At 58.5% G+C, this 18565-nt stretch carries 10 protein-coding genes and 6 pseudogenes; 10 read left to right on the forward strand and 6 right to left on the reverse strand.

From position 1 onward, the window contains the following. The first annotated feature begins 272 nt into the window (after positions 1-272). Positions 273-1592 (forward strand): serine hydrolase domain-containing protein, encoded by a 1320-nt coding sequence (locus RFM40_RS28455; RefSeq protein WP_320278664.1) that lies wholly within the window; start codon positions 273-275, stop codon positions 1590-1592. A gap of 527 nt (positions 1593-2119) precedes the next feature. Here the strand turns inward: RFM40_RS28455 and RFM40_RS28460 are convergent. From RFM40_RS28460 to RFM40_RS28475, 4 genes are all read right to left on the reverse strand, one after another. After that, a complete protein-coding gene (locus RFM40_RS28460) occupies positions 2120-3523 on the reverse strand; it encodes an aminotransferase (protein WP_320278665.1) in 1404 nt (467 codons plus the stop codon). A 20-nt stretch (positions 3524-3543) separates the two neighbouring features. Next, positions 3544-5022, reverse strand: a complete 1479-nt coding sequence (locus RFM40_RS28465) for an NAD-dependent succinate-semialdehyde dehydrogenase (protein WP_320278666.1) — start codon at positions 5020-5022, stop codon at positions 3544-3546. A 617-nt stretch (positions 5023-5639) separates the two neighbouring features. Continuing rightward, complete coding sequence (gene purU, locus RFM40_RS28470) at positions 5640-6506, reverse strand: formyltetrahydrofolate deformylase (protein ID WP_320278667.1); 867 nt, start codon at positions 6504-6506, stop codon at positions 5640-5642. A 29-nt stretch (positions 6507-6535) separates the two neighbouring features. Beyond that, positions 6536-9043, reverse strand: a complete 2508-nt coding sequence (locus RFM40_RS28475) for a GcvT family protein (protein WP_320278668.1) — start codon at positions 9041-9043, stop codon at positions 6536-6538. A gap of 371 nt (positions 9044-9414) precedes the next feature. On the opposite strand from RFM40_RS28475, the gene RFM40_RS33795 reads away from it, so the two are divergent. Continuing rightward, positions 9415-9573: a transposase gene (locus tag RFM40_RS33795; RefSeq protein WP_430691739.1), complete on the forward strand. Its 159-nt coding sequence runs from the start codon at positions 9415-9417 to the stop codon at positions 9571-9573. Positions 9574-10133: 560 nt separating this feature from the next. On the opposite strand, the gene RFM40_RS28485 is transcribed toward RFM40_RS33795, so the two are convergent. After that, the gene (locus RFM40_RS28485; protein ID WP_320278669.1) at positions 10134-10874 is read right to left on the reverse strand and encodes a class I SAM-dependent methyltransferase; all 741 of its coding nucleotides are present in this window, start codon (positions 10872-10874) and stop codon (positions 10134-10136) included. Positions 10875-11357: 483 nt separating this feature from the next. Between RFM40_RS28485 and RFM40_RS28490 the strand changes: the two are divergent. Both RFM40_RS28490 and RFM40_RS28495 read left to right on the forward strand, forming a co-directional pair. Continuing rightward, positions 11358-11779 (forward strand): annotated as a pseudogene (locus RFM40_RS28490) (IS110 family transposase); the annotation flags it as partial. Positions 11780-12015: 236 nt separating this feature from the next. Then, positions 12016-12740, forward strand: a pseudogene (locus tag RFM40_RS28495) (DDE-type integrase/transposase/recombinase); the annotation flags it as partial. A gap of 95 nt (positions 12741-12835) precedes the next feature. Here RFM40_RS28495 and RFM40_RS28500 read toward each other — a convergent pair. After that, positions 12836-14067: pseudogene (locus tag RFM40_RS28500) on the reverse strand (IS110 family RNA-guided transposase). Positions 14068-14326: 259 nt separating this feature from the next. Here RFM40_RS28500 and RFM40_RS28505 point away from each other — a divergent pair. From RFM40_RS28505 to RFM40_RS28530, 6 genes and pseudogenes are all read left to right on the forward strand, one after another. Then, positions 14327-14569 (forward strand): annotated as a pseudogene (locus RFM40_RS28505) (IS3 family transposase); the annotation flags it as partial. Positions 14570-15165: 596 nt separating this feature from the next. Further along, positions 15166-16005 (forward strand): GNAT family N-acetyltransferase, encoded by an 840-nt coding sequence (locus RFM40_RS28510; protein ID WP_320278670.1) that lies wholly within the window; start codon positions 15166-15168, stop codon positions 16003-16005. A gap of 554 nt (positions 16006-16559) precedes the next feature. Then, a pseudogene (locus RFM40_RS28515) lies at positions 16560-16906 on the forward strand (ISNCY family transposase); the annotation flags it as partial. After that, positions 16830-17159 (forward strand): annotated as a pseudogene (locus RFM40_RS28520) (CoA transferase); the annotation flags it as partial. The pseudogenes RFM40_RS28515 and RFM40_RS28520, both read left to right, overlap by 77 nt. Before the next feature lie 113 nt (positions 17160-17272). Next, positions 17273-18040, forward strand: coding sequence for an HpcH/HpaI aldolase/citrate lyase family protein (locus RFM40_RS28525; protein WP_320278672.1), 768 nt, complete (start codon positions 17273-17275; stop codon positions 18038-18040). A gap of 230 nt (positions 18041-18270) precedes the next feature. After that, positions 18271-18565 (forward strand): LysR family transcriptional regulator (locus tag RFM40_RS28530; protein ID WP_320278674.1); only part of this gene is annotated, 295 nt, incomplete at its 3' end.

The raw sequence follows: 18565 nt of genomic DNA on the forward strand, positions 1-18565 counted from the left end.
AACATTGGTGTGTTCCGATTGCGGCCGGTTCGCTGCCAGTCCAGTAGACACGCAATGTTAACACGCCTCCAAACGTCCCTCGTCCAACACGGCAGCTGGCGAACATGCGCGTGATCCCTTGTGTCGGTGCGTTCTCCATCGCCCAAGTGAAACCTTTTTCACGGCCGGTGTCGGGTTAATCAAAATATAGGCCTGATGAAGGCTGAATTTCAGAAGATAGCGATCTGCCGCCAGGTCGTGATGGCATTGCCCGAAGTCAAAGGAGCATCTTGATGTCTCAGGGAGCCGAAGATCTCAATCGCCGCGTTGCCGGCAAGTTATCGCAATCCAATAATCCCGAGTCATGGCAGCCCGATGTGACGCTGGGGGCGCCAATCATCCCAGCCGACGAGTGGTCTTTTTGGCCCTATAGCAAATGGACATACTCGCACGTAAGCGAATGTACACGAACCGCCCGGGTTTGGCGCGGGCCAGGACCGATCCTGGCGCTTCCGAGCCGGATCAGGGAAGATATCGGTGATATCGAAGTTCCGTCCAGCGACGGCCAGCACGCCACGATCCGCGAATACCTCGAGAGGGATTACACTGACGGTTTTCTGGTTCTTCACCAGGGCGAGATCGTGTTCGAAACATACATGAATGGCCTGGAACCGCATTCTCAACACATCGCCAGATCGGGTTCCAAGTCCGTCACGGGGACTGTGTTCGGGATTCTTGTGCACCGCGGGCTTATCGACCCTGACAGTCTGGTGACACGGTATCTGCCGGAGCTGGAGGCGACCGCCTATCGCGGCGCCACGGTGCAGCACTTGCTGGACATGACTGCGGGCGCCACTCTCAAGGGATTGTGGTACGAGCCCGACAACGATTACTTTAATTACGTTGTAGCCACAGGATACTTCGGCCCCCCGGAGGGACATCCTGACGCTCCCCCCGATATATGGCGGGCCATTCTGCGGATAACCGAGCAGGAGGCGCCGCACGGCGCGCGATTCAAGTACTTTGACCCCAACATCGACGTGCTGGGGCTTATCATGCAGCGCGTATCCGGCAAGTTTCTCCCGGAACTGTACAGCAGCGAATTATGGAGTCCGATGGGGGCGGAGGAAGACGCCTGCCAAATCGTAGACAAGTCTCGTTTTTCGATGTCGTCCGGTGGTTTTCAAGCCACACTCCGTGATTTCGCGCGCTTCGCGCTGCTGCATCTGCGCGGCGGCAGGCTCAACGGCAGGCAGATCATTCCATCTGAATGGATCGAGGCGATAAGACGCCCTAAGTCTCATCTATTCGATTTGTTCGCACCGAACGGTTCTTATGCCGATGCCAGTTCAGACCTGCCCAATGGCGCTTATCACAATACGTTCTGGATTGAAGACCAAGAGAGAGGCGCCTACATCGCGTGGGGGTATGGTGGCCAGGTGATCTATATTGATCCTCGAGCGGACTTCGCGGCGGTGAAGCTCTCACACCAGCCTGGCCAATCACCGCTGAAGCGGGCACAGTGGCCTGACCAAGTTTACCAGGCCCCCAAAGCCCTTCCCTTTGATGCGTTCGGGGCGATTCGCGCCATCCGAGATGAACTGGAAAGTTAAGATTTGTGTGACCGGTTCAAGATCGTAGCGGTTCGGCGATACAACACCGCCGGAGGGGTGGGGTCAGGTTACGCGCGGTAAGCGGATTTTGCGATCGAGAACTCTCCGATCTCGGCCTTCGCCTCATCTTCGCCTTGCTCTTCCTTCTGACCCGTCCTTTCGAACCCTCACGGTGAGGTACAGTGACGGCTGGCTTGCTGAGTTGGCTGAAGGCAGCGCAAAGCACTCGGAGTAGCCCTGTGAGGAAGCATCAGGTTGAGCGGCGACCTTCGAGGCTGGAGCCTGTGTTTCGGAGATCGCGCGATCGGCGAGCCTTCATGTAAGCCAGCTTTCCCGTCGCAAGGAGCTCTGCCATATCTCCGTGCCGCAGCTCGTTAGAAGTCGTCGATGCAGAGCCACCGCCGATTTTTCCGACCGGGCAAAGAAGAGCAGCATGGAAAAATGGAGGTTGGCGGCGTCCTTCAGCTTCGGATCGAGAGTATCGACACCTATGCGCTCGGCCGGATCCTTGGACCTCGAAGCGTGTTTCAGAGGATGTGGCCATCCCGGACGAGTTCATCCATCACCGAGCGCGCTGCGCTTTCGGCGATTGCAGCGATCTCTTCGACTTCTGCCTTGGTTGCTATCAATGGCGGAGCAAAGCCCAAAATGTCCCCATGCGGCATGGCACGAGCGATAAGACCACGGTCACGGGCTGCCTTCGAAATTCGCGCCCCAACTCTGAGCGTCGGATCAAAACGTTTGCGATTGTGCCGATTGGCGACAAACTCGATTGCACTCATAAGGCCGACGCCGCGCACTTCGCCGACGATCGGTAACTGCGCGAATCTTTCCTTCAATTGCGCCTGGAAGAATGCACCGACGTTGCGAGCATTGCCGGATAGGTCTTCCTTCTCGACGATGTCGAGAACCGCGTTCGCCGCCGCAGCTCCGATCGGATGACCTGAGTAGGTATAGCCGTGGGAGAACGCACCGACTCTGTCGGCTCCGTCTTCCAGAACCTTGTAGATCTTTTCACCGACGATTGCCGCGGAGAGCGGGAAGTAGGCCGACGTCAAACCTTTCGCGATCGTGATCAGATCTGGCTCGATGCCATAGTGCTGGGAGCCGAACATCGAGCCGGTGCGGCCGAAACCGGTGATGACTTCATCAGCAATGAGCAGCACATCATGTTTTTTGAGGACCGTCTGTATCGCTTCCCAGTAACCTTCCGGCGGAGGCGTGATGCCACCGGTGCCGAGCACCGGCTCGCCGATGAAGGCGCCAACATTGTCTGGACCTAGACGTTCGATCAACTGATCCAGCTCGGCGGCTCGGCGGGTAGAGAATTCGCGCTCGGTCTCGCCCGAGGTCGCACCCCAGTAATGGTGTGGAACACCAGTGTGAACAATCTGCGGGAGCGGCAGGTCCATATGGTCATGGTAAAAACTCATGCCGGTCATGGACCCCGACACGACACTGCAGCCGTGATAACCGCGCTCGCGCGAGATGATCTTTTTCTTGTTCGGCTTGCTGCGAAGATTATTATAATACCAGACGATCTTGGCTTGGGTCTCGTTGGCATCCGAGCCGGACATGCCATAGAACACCTTGCTCATTTTGCCCGGCGCCATCTTCACGAGGCGATCGGACAGGATCGCAAGCTCGTCGGTCGTGTGCGCCGCGTAGGAGTGGTAATACGCTAGGCGATAGGCCTGACGCGAGATCGCATCGGCGACCTCCTTGCGGCCATACCCGACATTGACGCAGTAAAGGCCGGCAAAGCCGTCGATGAACTGGGTTCCCTGCGCATCTTGGATACGGATTCCTTTGCCCGTTTCGATGATCGTTGGATCACCAAGCTTGCCGCTTGCGAAATCCTTTAGCTGGGTGAAAGGATGCAGGACAGAATGCCTGTCCTTCTTGCTTATTTCTTTGATGTCGATAGTCATCAAATGCATCCTTTCATCTTTTATGCTGCAAGATTTCCGAAGCAGGTGTATTTTGGTTCCAGATACTCGGTAATGCCGTGTTTGGAGCCTTCCCGGCCGAGTCCGGACTGTTTCCATCCGCCGAAGGGGATGGGCGCTCCCGTAAATTTCGGGGTATTGACCGCCACCATGCCGTATTCAAGCCGGTCGGTGAGCCTCATCGCGCGGTTAAGATCTCGGGTGTAAACATATGCCGCAAGACCCATCTCCGAGTTGTTCGCGCGGGCGAGCACCTCCGCTTCATTGTCGAAGGGCAGAATTGCAGCCACAGGCCCGAACGTTTCTTCTTTTGCAACTCGCATGCCGTCGGTCACATCGGCGAGCACTGTCGGCGTCACGAAGTTCCCGCCAAGAGCGGTATCCTGTGCGCCGACTATTATTCGAGCCCCTGCTGAAAGAGCCTCGGAGATCTGCCGCCTGCATTTTTCGGCACCAGATGCCTTGGTCATTGGACCGATGTCGACGTCGAGCTCCAATCCGTGTCCGACTTTCAGTTTGCTGGTGGCCTTGCCGAATGCTTCTACGAACCGGTCATAGACGCCCCGCTGAACGTAAATCCTGTTTGCGGCCAAACAGTCCTGGCCGGATGTAGCGAACTTTGCTGCCATGCAGCCTGTCACCGCAGCTTCCATCGGCACGTCGTCGAAAAGAATGAATGGAGCATTGCCGCCCAATTCTAGCGAAGCTTTCTTTACAGTCCCGGCGGACTGCTCAAGCAGGATCCGGCCGACCTCGGTCGAGCCCGTAAATGAGAACGCGCGCACATCGGTATGTTCCAACAGCCGCTTTGCAATTGGGGGAGCCTCGCCGGTTATCACCTGAAACACGCCGGCGGGGATTCCTGCGTCTTCGGCAAGACGGGCAAGCGCGAGTGCCGACAGGGGTGTTTCCGGAGCGGGCTTTACAATCATGGTGCAGCCAGCGGCCAACGCCGCTCCGGCCTTTCTTGTGATCATTGCCGATGGAAAGTTCCATGGTGTGATAGCAACGGTCACTCCGATCGGCTGCATCTGCACGGCCAGCCGGCTTCCAATTATATGGCTGGGAATTGTTTCGCCGTATGCTCGCTCGCCCTCCGCTGCAAACCAGTCCAGAAAGCTTGCGGCGTATGAGATTTCGCCGCGAGCCTCCGCGACAGGCTTGCCTTGCTCGGCGGTCATGATCACGGCCAGGTCTTCCGCATTTTCGCGCAATCCTGTCGCCCACTTCCGGAGGTATGCGCCCCGTTCTGAAGGAAGCAAGTCGCGCCACCGTAGGAATGCGCTTCGGGCGAAATGAACTGCATTATCTACATCAGATATTTCGCAGGCTGCCACCTGAGCCAGTTCTTCGCTGCTAGCGGGATCTAACACAGCGAGGGTTTCGGGCTTCAAGAGCCAAGCGCCGTTCACATACGCGCCTCGTTGCAGCAGGTCTGGGCGTTTGAGGCCCTCCAATGCAGCGGTTGCAGAACCTTTCATCTAAAACTCCGGATGGGGCGTTCAATCTCATCAAAATTTAGCCCTTTAAAATCTTCGGTTGGCAGCGCAGATGCGGGCTATTAAGCCCTTTTTCTGCGAATACTGCGGTGCCGACGAACATATCCCGCCTTGCGCGACTGCTGTGGCGCTCTTGCTAGAAGAATGGCAGCACAGGTGGTGCGAAAGCGGGCTGAATGGTACTCGCAGGTGTCACCTAATGGCACTTGAAAGCTCCGAACTGAAGGAAGGCGCCCTCCGATCCCTTGCTCAGTCTGCGCGCCATTGATTGCGGTGCTCGAATATGCATAGGCCGCCAGAAGCCCGGCTTCGCGAAAGGCGCAAGCGTCCGCCCTGGGACCCAGCCGGCGTGCGATGAACTGCTGAACGACACGATGTTCACCTTGGCCGCATACACCGCTCTCAAGGTCCTATATTGAGCGGCAGACCAGGACAGAGCGCGGCCTCGCTCGCAGAGCGGATGGCAGCGCCGAACAAGTTCGGACAAACTTTCAATGCGGTGCAGTCGCGCGCTGCTCAATGCGAACCGCTTCGCGCCAGCGGGCATCGGCTTCCCCGCCCTGGGGGCTTCGCGACTACGACTAAGAGCCTCCGCCTTCTCAGCCTGAGAAAACGACAGTTTTGTTCCCATTCAGGATGACGCGGTCCTCAAGGTGAAGCCGAACAGCGCGGGCCAAGACCTGTCGTTCAATGTCGCGTCCCTTGCGGATGAGGTCGCCCGGCGTGTCTTGGTGGGATATACGCTCTACGTCCTGTTCAATAATTGGACCTTCATCGAGATCCGAGGTCACGTAGTGGGCTGTCGCGCCAATGAGTTTTACTCCTCGCAGATGCGCTTGATGATAGGGCTTGGCGCCCTTAAAGCCGGGTAGGAATGAGTGGTGGATATTGATGCATCGTCCAGCCAACCTGGCCGCGAAACCGTTTGACAGGATTTGCATGTAACGGGCGAGAACAATGAGATCGGGGTCGGTGTGCTCGATCAGCTGAACAAGTTGCGCTTCCTGCTGCACCTTGTTGTCACGACTGACGGGAAGGTGAAAGAAGGGTAAATCCTTCAGATCAGTGGAGGCAAGGTGTTCTTGGCCGTGGTTGGAGACCACTGCAACCGGTTCCATGGACAACTCACCAATGCGCCAACGATTGAGAAGGTCTGCAAGGCAATGATCGAACTTTGAGACCAGCAACATCACTCGCTTGGGTAGCGACAATGGCCGCAGGGTGTAGGTCATCCCTAGACGATCGGCGAGTTCCGCAATCCTACTGGCCGGTTCGTTGGTGAAGGTTGCATCGCCGAGACGTGCGAAGACTACTCGCATAAAAAACAGCCCCGTTTCCGGGTCGCTGTATTGCTGCGCCTCCAGAATGTTGCATCCTGCCACGTGAAGCAGGCCAGCAACTGCGGACACGATGCCCGGTTGGTCTCCGCATGATAGCGAAAGAACCATCGACGGATCTGATGACATTTGCGAATCCAAGTGATCTATTGCGACGGCTAGAGGTGTGCTCCGGCATTGAAGAGCTCGGGCGCGATCAACTTCTGCGCGTCGTGCCACTCGCCCTTCACGCGGCTGCGTCCGGCATCAAAAAATGGGCGTAGGGAGGCGACGGCAGAATGGCGTTGTCCAGCGATCTCGATCTCGAATATCCCTGCTGACAGCCAGTCCACAGTCACTCCAGTGTCCGAGTTGAGGTACCCCATCCCGATGCCGCAGCCGACGGTGTGGCCAAAACCGGCGGAGCGCAGGTAGCCAACGAGTATTCCATTGCGCCAAACAGGCTCGGTACCGAACATGAGAGACCTCGCGCCGGGTGCAGCTAGTTGTACGAGCCGACGGCGTAAGGGCTTCCCGCGCCTTGCCCCCAGGGCCGCGCGACCAATGAAGTTTTCGGGCTTGTCCCAGGCAACGGTAAATGCCAGTCCCGATTCCAAGGGAGTGTCTTCATCGCCGACATCCGCGCCCCAGTCCCGGTAGCCCGCTTCAAGACGCAGCGTGTTGAGGGCGACATAGCCGGCGTGACCAACGCCGAGATCGGCGCCCGCATCCACTAAAGCGTCGTAAACACCCAATGTCTGTTCCGTTGGGATATGAAGTTCCCAACCCAACTCACCGACAAAGGTCATCCGGAATGCGAGCGCGAGGCTGTATCCGACCTCGATCTCGCGAGCCGTTGCAAAGGGAAATGCCTCGTTGGAGAAATCTGCCGGACTGACGCGCTCAAGCAATTCGCGCGATCGAGGCCCCATGACGGAGAGCGTGGTGTATCCGGATGAGACGTCGGCGACCGAGACATGGCCGGCTCCCTTGGCGTGCAAGCGCAACCACGCAAGATCGCGGGTGCGTTGGACGGCCGCCGTGACGACAAGAAATTCCTCATCACCTGTGCGCGCGATAGTGACGTCGGACTCCATACCGCCACGCTCGTTGAGCCACGGCGTATATACAATCCGGCCGACCGCCACGTCCACGTCGTTGGTGGACAGGCGTTGTAGCAGAGCAAGCGCGTCCGAGCCCTGGACGAGTATGTGCGCGAATGAGCTCTGGTCAAACAATGTGACGCCCGAGCGGGTGGCAGTGTGTTCGGCGCCGCTGCGCTCGAACCAGCCGTCACGTCCGAACGTCGCATGGTTTTCATTCGGTGATCCGGGGGCACCGAACCATTGGACGCGTTCCCAACCGGCACTCTCCCCGAAATTGGCGCCGGCGGCCGCCAGGCGGTCGTGGAGCGGGGACACGCGGACGTTGCGCGCCGAGTTTGGTGACTTGTGCGGCAAGTGAAGCGTCCAGAGGTTGCCCACGGCCTCCACCGTCCGGTCGTATAGATACCGTTTGTTTCGCTGGAAAGGCATGGACCGCCGCACGTCCATTTCCCAGCAATCGCCCGCTGCCAATCCCGTAGACATCCATTCGGCCATGACCTTGCCCGCGCCGCCCGAGGACTCGATGCCGCAGGAATTGAACCCTGAAGCGACGTAAAGCCCCCGAATTTCAGGCGATGGCCCAAGGTGGAACCGATTGTCCGGCGTGAAGCTCTCGGGGCCATTGAACTTAAGTTGCAGACCGACATTTGCTAGGACCGGCATGCGCTCGATGGCCGCGGAAAGATAAGGTTCGATGTGGTCGAAATCCTCAGGCAGCGAATCGAAACTGAAATTGTGCGGTATGCCATCCATGCCCCAGGGCTTGCCGTTAGGCTCGAAGAAACCCACGAGCAATTTCCCGGCGTCGGCCTTTGCATAGACGCGTGCGTCCATATCGCGGATCGTGGGCATATCGTGGGGAAGGTCAGGAATGGCCTCGGTAACAACATAGAAATGCTCGGCAGCTTGCAACGGCACCGACCAGTTGAGATCAGCTGCCACGTCCCGCGTCCACAGGCCAGTGCTGATAACTGCCTTCTCAGCACGCACCGTCCCTTGACTAGTTTCCACGCCGACGAAACGGCCTTTTTCGACGAGGATGCGTGTCACGGGAGTCCGCTCGAGGATCGTTGCTCCACCTTGGCGAGCCCCGGCCGCGAAGGCGCGGGCCGTATCGATAGGGTTTGTCATCCCGTCGGAAGCGATCCATGCCGCCCCGAGAACACCAGTGACGTCGAGCAACGGAACGCGGCGCTGGGCTTCAGCCGCGCTAATCAATTCGACGTCCAAACCAAACGATCGGCCCATCGAGGAGCCGCGCTTCAGCTCTTCAAGCCGGTCTTGAGTCGCGGCCACTGTGATGGAGCCTGTTTGCCGAAAACCGGTGGCTTGACCGGTCAGATTTTCAAGATCCCTGAACAACTCCGCGGAATATTGAGCGAGCCTCGCCATGGTTTCATTGGCTCGGAGTTGGGTCACTAGGCCCGCCGCATGCCAGGTTGTGCCGCATGTCAACTGATCGCGTTCCAGGAGCAGAACGTCGCGCTGCCCCAGGCGCGTAAGATGGTAAGCTATGGAGAGGCCGATAATCCCACCTCCGATGATGACGTACTCGGCATGTGAAGGCAATTTGCTGGCCATGGTAAATCCTGTTGTAGCCTTGTCGCGAAGGCGCGTCGGTTATGATATTAAGCTACGGTTAGACGTGCTCCGCTTTTCGCTAATCTGAGCGTTGGGGCTGCAGTATTTCTGCGCCATCCTGCCCTCGGGCGAAGTGTTACTTCAAGCCAGAAGACTGCGACGGTCACACTGCTGATGTCGCAGTGCGCTGCATTGCCGACAAGACAGCCTCAATTAGGCTTCGTGGACAAAGATTGACGTGAGACTCGCGAATTGATTCAAGGCTTCTTTTTGGAGGAAGCCTTGGGCGAACGCATTGGTCTGATGGACGAGGAATGGACGCTGATTGGGCCACTATTGCCGCCTGAGTGCGGGCGCGGGTGTCGACGGGCATGACGCGGAGGGGTGCGCAATGGCGGCACTTGCCCGACGAATACGGTAAGTGGAACAGTGTGTTCCGCCGATACCGACGATGGGTCGAAACGGGCGTGTTCGATGCCATGCTCGAAGCCTGGCCGAGTTGGTCGAGCGAGACGCCACCGCCGACGTGATCGACTCATTCCCGATGAGACACGGCGAAAGCCTGGCAAAGAAGACGAGCAACTCGCGGCGGCCGAGCCGCCGTCGGAGAACTGCGTGCCCAGAGGCATCCACACTGTGGACTTGAAAGACGGACTTGGCGAGATCGATACCGACGCTGACGACAGACATCACGGGCTCCTTTGTTGCGTGGTAGACTGCCCTCCATTTTCCGCAGATCCGAGGGGGGCGGTCCATCCAATCAAATGGGCCGTGCAGCGGGCCCGCTACATGACACTGGAAACCATCAGCCAGATCGGCGATGGTCCGCTCATCAGCCTGCCAGCCGTGGCGCGCTGATCAGCCCGGCTTCCTGCCGGAGAGCACGGCGACCAATGCCGTCAGCTACACCACTTCCTAAGACACGATCGTCGGCATGCTCGGACGCCCCGCTTGACCAGCACCAAACAGGCAAATCAATCATCCATGAACGCAACAAGGCACCCGGGACCAACACCACCCAACTGTTCCGGCATTAGCGAAACTGCTGTCCGGGAGTAACGGAACCCTCTTTGCGAAACCGGCACCCGGATTACGGGTTGCTTCGGCGGTAGACCGAGATATGACGTTCGGATCGTTCGGTGAACGCACCTCTCGCCCAATCTCCCCAGCGCTCAGCTAGCTCCAGCCCCACGCTTTCGGCCATGGTATCGAGCTCCTGGTGATAAACGTAACGAACGCGTTGCGGTAAACGTCTGACCGATGTACCAGAAAACCAAAGGAGGGTTGAAACTAAGTTCTGGTTTAGTGGATCGTGGACAGACACATTGAGGATCGTATTCTCATCATCCACTAGCCGCGCCGTTGTAGTTTGCTGGCCGCCGACGCGAGGATCCAAGCCTGGTACACCCAGTTCCATTACTAAAACCCCCTCATTATCTAGCGCCTCCGCGGCGGACCGGAGGCAAGCTATTTGCGCTTCGCGTGTGAAGAGCAGCGTGAACGTGCTATAAACGCAATATACCATACCGTAGCGTTGCTCTGATTTGAACTGGGAAATATCTCCCTGCCAAGCCTTGATTAGGTCGGTGCGCTTTGCAAGAAGTTCCAACATACTGCGGGAATTATCGATCCCTTCGATTTTGACGCCGCGCTCACTCAACGGCACTGCCACGCGCCCGTCGCCTATACCCAATTCGAGAGCACTGCCCCCACTGCAATATCGCTCAAGAAAGGCGACAGTCTCCTCTACCTCGGCGACTTTACCTTGTAGGGCGGTGTACTTTTCATAGATCGGAGCGTAAATTTCACCATACGTTAACTCATCAGACATGTTCGCTTCTCCGCTGATTGGGGTTAGCAATTTGCTCGGCTTACCTGCGTCCGTTCCGTCGCGACCAACCGTCGAGGGATAGCTCTCAAAACGAAAATGTCGTTACGGACATGGAACGGCTTCGTTCCTGCGTGAAGTCGCAGTTCAAAGCGCAAGAGGTGGGCCAACTCAAAACCGGTGTCAGTCCAATGCATTGGCTTTTGGCGTTCGAATCTGCCTGTTTGCTTTGTCACAACTTTGTCGGGTTTCTAGCAGATTTCTTTGATTGGTCGTTTAGCAGGCTGTTGAAAAAGTGCGCCGAATTGCTTGACGACGGCTCGATCGAGATCACATTCGCCTACCACAACGGTGACGAAGCCATCCTCAGAGGCATACAACACGCTTCATTGGGGTCTCGCCCGAGCCAGATTGAGGGCGGCTGCTCCTGTCGAGATGTGAGAACGTGATCGATGTAGATCGCCACAAACATCAGGAGGAGCAGCCATGAAGTATTTTGCCGGACTTGACGTGTCTTTGGAAGAGACCGCGATCTGTGTCGTCGACGAGAGCGGCCGGATCGTGAAGGAAAGGCGGGCGGCGAGTGAGCCGAGAGCGCTTTATGAAGCCTTGCGGAAAGTCGATCTGCCGTTGGAACGCATCGGGCTCGATGCCTGCTCGCTGACAGCTAGCTTTATGATGGTCTTCGCGCCGACGGATTGCCGGCGATTTGCATCGAGACGCGCCAGGCGAACGCGGCTATGAAGACGATGCCGAAGAAGACGGATCGGAATGATGCCCGCACCTTGGCGCAGGTCATGCGCACGGGCTGGTATCGGCAGGTGCATGTGAAGAGCCAGCAGTGTCGACTTTGGCGGTCTCTTCTGGTCGCGCGGCGGACGGTCCTCAATGAAATGCGGACGAACGAGACGTGGCAGGTCGATTCTGCAGGAGGCCAACAGATTGAGACGCCTCGCTCTACTGACCCCGTCATGCCGAGACCTAACGTCGACCGCGAAGAGAAGCGAGTGACCCGCGGGGCGACGTGATCCGGAAAAATATCAGGAGGAGCTTGACCTCAACGACCCCAATCAGAGAAGCCTGCTAGGTGTTTGGTCTCAGCCTTTGATGGTGCATCATTTTCTTCCGAATCAAAGGATGCACTATGGGCCAGGTTCTACACGGCAGCGCCACCACGACAGAGGCGATCCGTCGAGCAATACAGAATAGTCAAGAGAGCCTGAGGGCGCTGGCGAAGCGCTATGGAATCGATCAGAAGACGGTTCGAAAAGTGGAAGAACCGAACCTCGGTGGCGGATCTACCGACGGGGCCGAAGAGCCCATCCTCGACGGTGCTCACGATCGAGGAGGAGGCTGTGATCGTCGCCTTCCGGCGGCACACCTTGTTGCCGCTCGACGATTGCCTCTATGCGCTGCGGCCGACAATCCCGAACCTGACCCGCTCTTCATTGCATCGGTGCCTGCAACGCCATGGCATTTCTCGCCTGCCGGATGTCGAAGGCGACAAGCCGGCCAAGACGAAGTTCGAGAGCTACCCGATCGGCTACTTCCACATCGACATCGCTGAGGTGCAGACCGCGCAAGGCAAGCTCTATCTCTTCGTGGCCATCGATCGGACCAGCAAGTTCGCCTACGTCGAGCTGCACGAGCGGGCCACAAAAATGATCGCGGCCGAGTTCCTGTGCCACCTCATCCAGGCGCTTCCCTACCAAATCCACACGATCCTCACCGACAACGGCATCCAGTTCAAAAACCGCGAACAGACCGCACCGCCATGGAGCACATCTTCGGGCGCACCTGCCGGGAGAACGGCATCGAGCATCGCGCGACCAGCTGAAGCATCCATGGACCACTGATGTGATCGACAAGAGCCTTTTTGATAGATCTGCGCTATTCTCCTGTCGCGCACGGACGACCGCGTGGCGAAGAGCAGGGTCCGAGGTGAGAGCCCTGCCGCGCAGCTTCTATCGTCGCACCTCGTTTGCGGCGTCCGTGCGCGCCTTTCTCGGGCCTCGCGGGTTCCAACCGGCGACGAAGCGTGCATAGGCGCCCTCGACCTGCTCCACCCAGCGGCGCTCTTCTTCCCGGTGGCTCTTGATGTTGTAGGCGTGCGCGGCCCCCTTTTGGCCGCGCACAGCCTTGCTCCCGGCCTTGAGTTCCACATCGCGCAGCTTCTTGGCATGCAGGGAGGGGAGCGAGCCCACGCGTAACTCTCGCCCTTCGTCAGCAGATGCCAGATCACGACAGCGAGTTTGCGTGCGGTGGCGACGGCCGCGACATGCTGGCCGCGCCGGGCTCGCACGCGCAGGAAGAAGGCTCGCAACGGTCCGGGGGCACGAGCGGCCGCCCAGGCCGCCTCGACGAGCATGCCGCGCGCATGACCACGGCCCTGCTTGGTGATCCGCCCATGGTAGGCCGGACCTGGCCCGGACTGTCGGACGCTTGGGTTCAACCCGAGATAGCTCACGAGCTTCTGCGGATCGTCGAAGCGCGACACGTCGCCGATCGCCGCCTCCATCGCCAGCGCGACGGTCATGTCGACGCCTGGAATGGTCATCAGCCGCTTCACGCCTTCTTCCGCGAGAGCCGAGCGGGCAAGATCGCGTTCGATGACCTGGAGGTCTTCGCCCAATCGGTTGAACTCGCGCAGATGTCGATCGATCGCGAGGCGCTCGTCCTGCGGTACGACCTGCTCGCTCAACCATGACCGGCCCTTAGTGCCGCACAGGTCGGCATGCGGGCAGGACGGGATCAGGTGGCTATGAAGGATCGACTGGATGACGTTCTTCAATCGAGATCTCTGTCGGACAATCTGATTGCGCCGTGTCACCTGTCGACGCAGAGCCTGCGTCGACTCATCCGGAATCCAGACTTCCGGCAGGAAGCCGCTGGCATAGAGCTGCGCCAGAACGCTGGCATCGATCGTGTCCGTCTTGATCTTGGCATAGGCGATGATGCGCACCTGCTTGGGGTTTGCGATCACCACTTTCTTCACATGCGGCGCGACAACCGCGGCGGCCGAGGACGCGTTGCCCGTCGCCTCGATCACCACGACATCATCCAACGACAGCTTTGCGGCGAAGGCATCCAGCAGATCGCGCCGCATGTCGACACGACCCAGCCGCCTGAGCCTGCCGTCCTCCCAAGCTACCGCCTCGGCGAAGGCGCGATGGATATCCAGCCCGATGATGCGCATGCCCGTTCCTCCTTTTTGGCTTCGGTCAAAGACGGGAGCTGGCGGGCAACACGACATCTACTGATCCGCGCTCGCAGCGCATCCGGGAAAATCGCGAGGGGCGGCCATGTAACGAGCTCGGGCTCTCAGCCCACGGTCTATTGACGGCCTGCCTGCACCTTCGTGCTCCCGGTGCCCCACGTCCCGGATGGGCTCACCATAAGGCCGTTCCAAAACAAGAACAGCAGGACGAAAAGGCACCACAGATCACATACCGGATAACGGACAGGTCGAAAGGATGAACCGCACCATCAAGGAAGCCACCGTCAGACGCTTCCACTACGACAGTCACGATCAGCTCCGAGGCCACCTCAACGACTTTATCACAGCCTACAACTTCGGCCGTCGTCTCAAGACCCTTAAAGGCCTCTCACCCGTCGAGTTCATCTGCAAACAATGGACAATCGAGCCACAGAGGTTCAGGCTCAATCCTCTCCATCAAATGCCGGGACTAAACACCTAGCTCGGCAGAAAAAAAGTTTACAAAATCTTTGCGACCGCAAATCGCCGCCGATGGTATGTTCACCGCTTGTCTGAGGTCGAAGCATGGCTGAAAAAGCTGATGCAGACTTACGCTTGGACCCCCACAGCAAGCAAAGCCGAGCTTAATAGCCAATGGCAAGAGGAGCGCTCATCATCGCTGCAATTACGTGGCTCAATGCCGCAACCCCGAACATCAACGTCGCGATTGGCGCCAATCTTTCGGACGTCGTGACGCAGTCAGCTGTGGCCAAGGAGCATATCGCGTGCAGCGAAGAGGCAAGGCAAGACCTGTCGGCGTGCCGATAACGGGTATTGCCAATCAGGAAGGTTTTGTCACCACCAACGGGCTGGGTTTGCGGCGCAATGTGGTGGCAACAGCAACAACGGATTCGAGATTTTTGAGCAAAGCCGACGCTGTCATTCTGGGCCGCACCAACTGCTCAGCCGATCCCGTGATTTGTTCACCCAGAGCCTCATCAATGGCGCCGCCGAGTATCCGAAGGACGGCTCGTTTGCCGGCCGGAGCGTGTCAATTATTGAAATGCGACAAATCATGCCAACGGAAGGGGATAGATTATGCCGAAAACCGAAATCAAAATTGCCGAATTCGGAACCGAGTACCTCGATGACGTGCTGAGGCTCACGGTTCAGGTCGGATGGACTCATCCCAGGGACGACTGGGCAATGCTTCTGGGCTTGGGGTTCGGCTATGTTGCCATTATGAACGGTCATGTCATCGGGGCGATCTGCATGAAGCTCTTCGATGGAGTCGCGACTATCGCCCTGCTGGTCGTCGATGAAAAGATGCGCGGCCAGGGGCTCGGTGCTCGCCTCATGAAGCTCGCTCTCGAAAAAGCGGGGGCACGCGAATGCCGACTGATCGCCAGCCCCGTTGGCCTGCCGCTCTACAGCAAGCTTGGATTTCATGAGATCGAAACGATATACACCCACCGGGGGGTAGTAGCGCCCGTGCAGGCGCCGGACGACGTCGAATGGGCAACCGATGATGATTTCGATCAGATCTCCGAAGTTGACCGCAGCGCCACGGGGTTTGATCGCCGGGCACTCATCTCGGCGCTTTGGAGCAAGGCGCGCTTCGCCGTCATGCGCCATTCCGGAAAAGTCCTTGGCTATGCGGCACTATTCCAATACGGGTGCAAACAAGTCGCAGGACCGGTCGTCGCGCGCAGCAGCGCCGAAGCAAGGTGCTTGTTGTCCTTTCTCTTTTCGTATTATGCCGGCGCATCTATCTCCATCGACCTCCGTCCGCAGTCGGGGCTCGCAGATTGGCTGAACTCCATAGGGGTCGCAGAGACGTTCAGTTGCGCCGCGATGCGCCGTGGTGAGCACCGAGTAGATGCTGAATGGCCCTTCCACACCTATGCGCTGGCGACCCTCATGTTTGGTTTTCCGTGATCGAACTCAATCGCCCGCATGTCATTCAGTTCGCGGCCCCCTCCTCTGGCCAGAAGCGTGTAGGCGTATGGGTCTTGCGGCGGCGATCAGGATGAGCTTCGTCTCTCCCAGATCGCACGCTATACCAGCCGTCTGTCTTCCGCAGACGATGTTGCCCCGCGCATCGACTCCATGAACTGCAAAGAGGTATTTCGCCAGATCCAGACCTACCCGAACGACCTCACTTGAGCTGATCGGGCAACCGCACACAATCGGCGCCAGTCGCGCCGTGGCCGGGTATCTGGACGTCGCCACCGATCGGCTGGATGCCCCGGGTCAAACTTGCTGGAAATTGAGGTCGCGGTGCATCATCTGCTGAGGAACGTCCTCCTGAGCCCGTGCCCGCCGCAAGCGGGATGTTGGTGCCGCTATTCGAGCAGCGACCGTATACAAGTTGGATCTGACTCGGATAAACGGGCCGCGTCTTGCAATCGCGCTCAGACCATGGATTCCGTAACACATCGAGAAGGTGAAATGTCGCCCTGACACATCCCGTTCCGTCTTGACCTTCCCCATACAAGCTCAATCTGACCACCGGCAGAAGCGGCCTGATCCTGGGTCTCAATGCTGGAGCGCCACATCACTTTTTATGGCCAAGCGCCGCGGCAGGCGGCCGCCGATCGCTGCTTTGCCAGCCTCGCCAATCTGAGCCAGGCCAAGGCCTGGGGCGTCCGCGACATGGCCTTCCACAAAAAAGGCGGGGCTCAAAATAGAGGACGTGGTCAAGAGTCGCTGGGTCTACCGCAAGTTCAGGAACTTCCGCGCCTGCGCGAAGCTTACACGCGGACCGGGTGCAACTTGGCGAGATTATCGCACTGCGCTTTTCCGGACTGTCCTGTCACGAAGCAATGCAGGAGCTTGAGGCGGCTGGTCTGGCATATGGCCGACTGAACGAGGTGGCGGATGTTTCAAGACATCCTCACGTTCGCAGGGCTACCGTTAGCACACCCGAAGGAACTGTAGAGACCATAGCGCCGGCAGCGATTTTCAACGCGGAGTACCCCTCGCTGCGCCCGGTTCCGGCTCTTGGCGCTCATACGGAGACTGTTCGGAAAGAGGTTCTGGGGCGTTGCGCGAATGAGCCGCGTCCGCGTGAGCGCGCATGTTGGCGGTAGCTGGGCGCTCGCGATTTACAGAAAGCGTGACTGCTCCTTGCCCTCCCAGTGTATCGGCCGTTCAGCAAACGCACTGACATCGGGCCCGTTAAAATCGACCACAGAGGCACTCCGTGATCAAGGACACCGTTCCGGCCGTTGAAAGCGCGATGTCTGTACCCCGCTGGAGATCCGTGCTCTTCGTTCCCGCTCACGTTCCGCGCTTTGTGGAGACGGCCCCGGAGCGCGGGGCAGATGGCGTCATACTCGACCTCGAGGACTCCGTTCCACAGGATCAAAAGGCTGAGTCGCGGCGGAAGCTTCGTGAATCGGTGGCAAAGGTGCGCCGCAAGGGCGCATCTGTTTTGGTCCGGGTGAATCGCAGTTTGCGCGCGCCTTGGCGGTCGATCTGGATGCAGCCGTGGTGGCAGGTGTTGATGCACTTGTTCTTCCTAATCCGGATTCGGCGGAGTGGGTATCAGAGATCGCGAATGCCGTATTGGAACTTGAACGAGAGAAATCTTGTCCAGGGACGCATCCGATTCCTTGTCCAGATCGAGACGCCCCGCAGCTTTGCAAAGACTCACCGCCATTGCCTCGGCTCATCCCAGGATGCTTGCAATGGCGCTTGGTTCTCAAGACTTCAGTGCCGCTGTTGGCGGTGCGCCGGAATTCGACCTCCTGTTGACGCCGAGTCTTTCGGTTCTGTTTGCCGCCCGCGCGGCCGACTGCTCCCGCTGGGCTTCATCGGAAGCCTCGGCGACTTCTCGGACATTTATAAGCTTCGTGAAGCCGCGGCGCCTGCGCGGCGGCTTGGCTTCGCGGGAGCTTTGGCGATCCATCCGACACAGGTGGCCATATTCAATGAGGCGTTCTCGCCAAGCGCCCAGGAACTCGAGTAGGCCCGCGATGTCGTCGCGGCGGGAAAATGATGCCGCCACGCGTGGGCTTTCTGCATTCTCGTTAAATGGTAAAATGGTTGATCCGCCAGTGGTGCGGCGCCCAGGAGATCTTGGTTCTCGCCAGCAATACCTGACCTGCTTCTAACCACCGGCCGGTCACATCTTGCCTGCCATCTCGTTTCGAGATAGACATGAAGCACTGGGATCATTCCCGGTTGGATTTGTTCACCGTGGACGTCAGACAGTTAAGATACTTCGTGGGCGTCGTCGAAGCCGGCAGTTTCACGAAGGCAGCTGCGACCCTCAACGTTGCTCAAAGCGCTCTAAGCATGCATGTGCGTCAATTGGAGCAAGGATTCGGCATCCAGCTGCTGGTACGCGACAGGACCGGTGTCAGTGTCACGGCGTCCGGTGCAAAATTGCTTGAGCGTGGTCGGAGCATTCTTAAAGAAATTCAACTCACCGAAGCTGAACTGACCAACTCGGTGGCCGCTCCCTGCGGAGAGGTGACCATCGGCATTCCGT

Origin of the sequence: Mesorhizobium captivum, from assembly GCF_033977165.1 — a bacterium.
GTDB classification, from domain to species: Bacteria; Pseudomonadota; Alphaproteobacteria; order Rhizobiales; family Rhizobiaceae; genus Mesorhizobium; species Mesorhizobium captivum.

Coding starts and splice junctions, on each gene's coding strand:
- RFM40_RS28455 (WP_320278664.1), top strand. CDS start 273: ATGTCTCAGGGAGCCGAAGATCTCAATCGCCGCGTTGCCGGCAAGTTA.
- RFM40_RS28460 (WP_320278665.1), bottom strand. CDS start 3,523: ATGACTATCGACATCAAAGAAATAAGCAAGAAGGACAGGCATTCTGTC.
- RFM40_RS28465 (WP_320278666.1), bottom strand. CDS start 5,022: ATGAAAGGTTCTGCAACCGCTGCATTGGAGGGCCTCAAACGCCCAGAC.
- purU (WP_320278667.1), bottom strand. CDS start 6,506: ATGTCATCAGATCCGTCGATGGTTCTTTCGCTATCATGCGGAGACCAA.
- RFM40_RS28475 (WP_320278668.1), bottom strand. CDS start 9,043: ATGGCCAGCAAATTGCCTTCACATGCCGAGTACGTCATCATCGGAGGT.
- RFM40_RS33795 (WP_430691739.1), top strand. CDS start 9,415: ATGACGCGGAGGGGTGCGCAATGGCGGCACTTGCCCGACGAATACGGT.
- RFM40_RS28485 (WP_320278669.1), bottom strand. CDS start 10,874: ATGTCTGATGAGTTAACGTATGGTGAAATTTACGCTCCGATCTATGAA.
- RFM40_RS28510 (WP_320278670.1), top strand. CDS start 15,166: ATGCCGAAAACCGAAATCAAAATTGCCGAATTCGGAACCGAGTACCTC.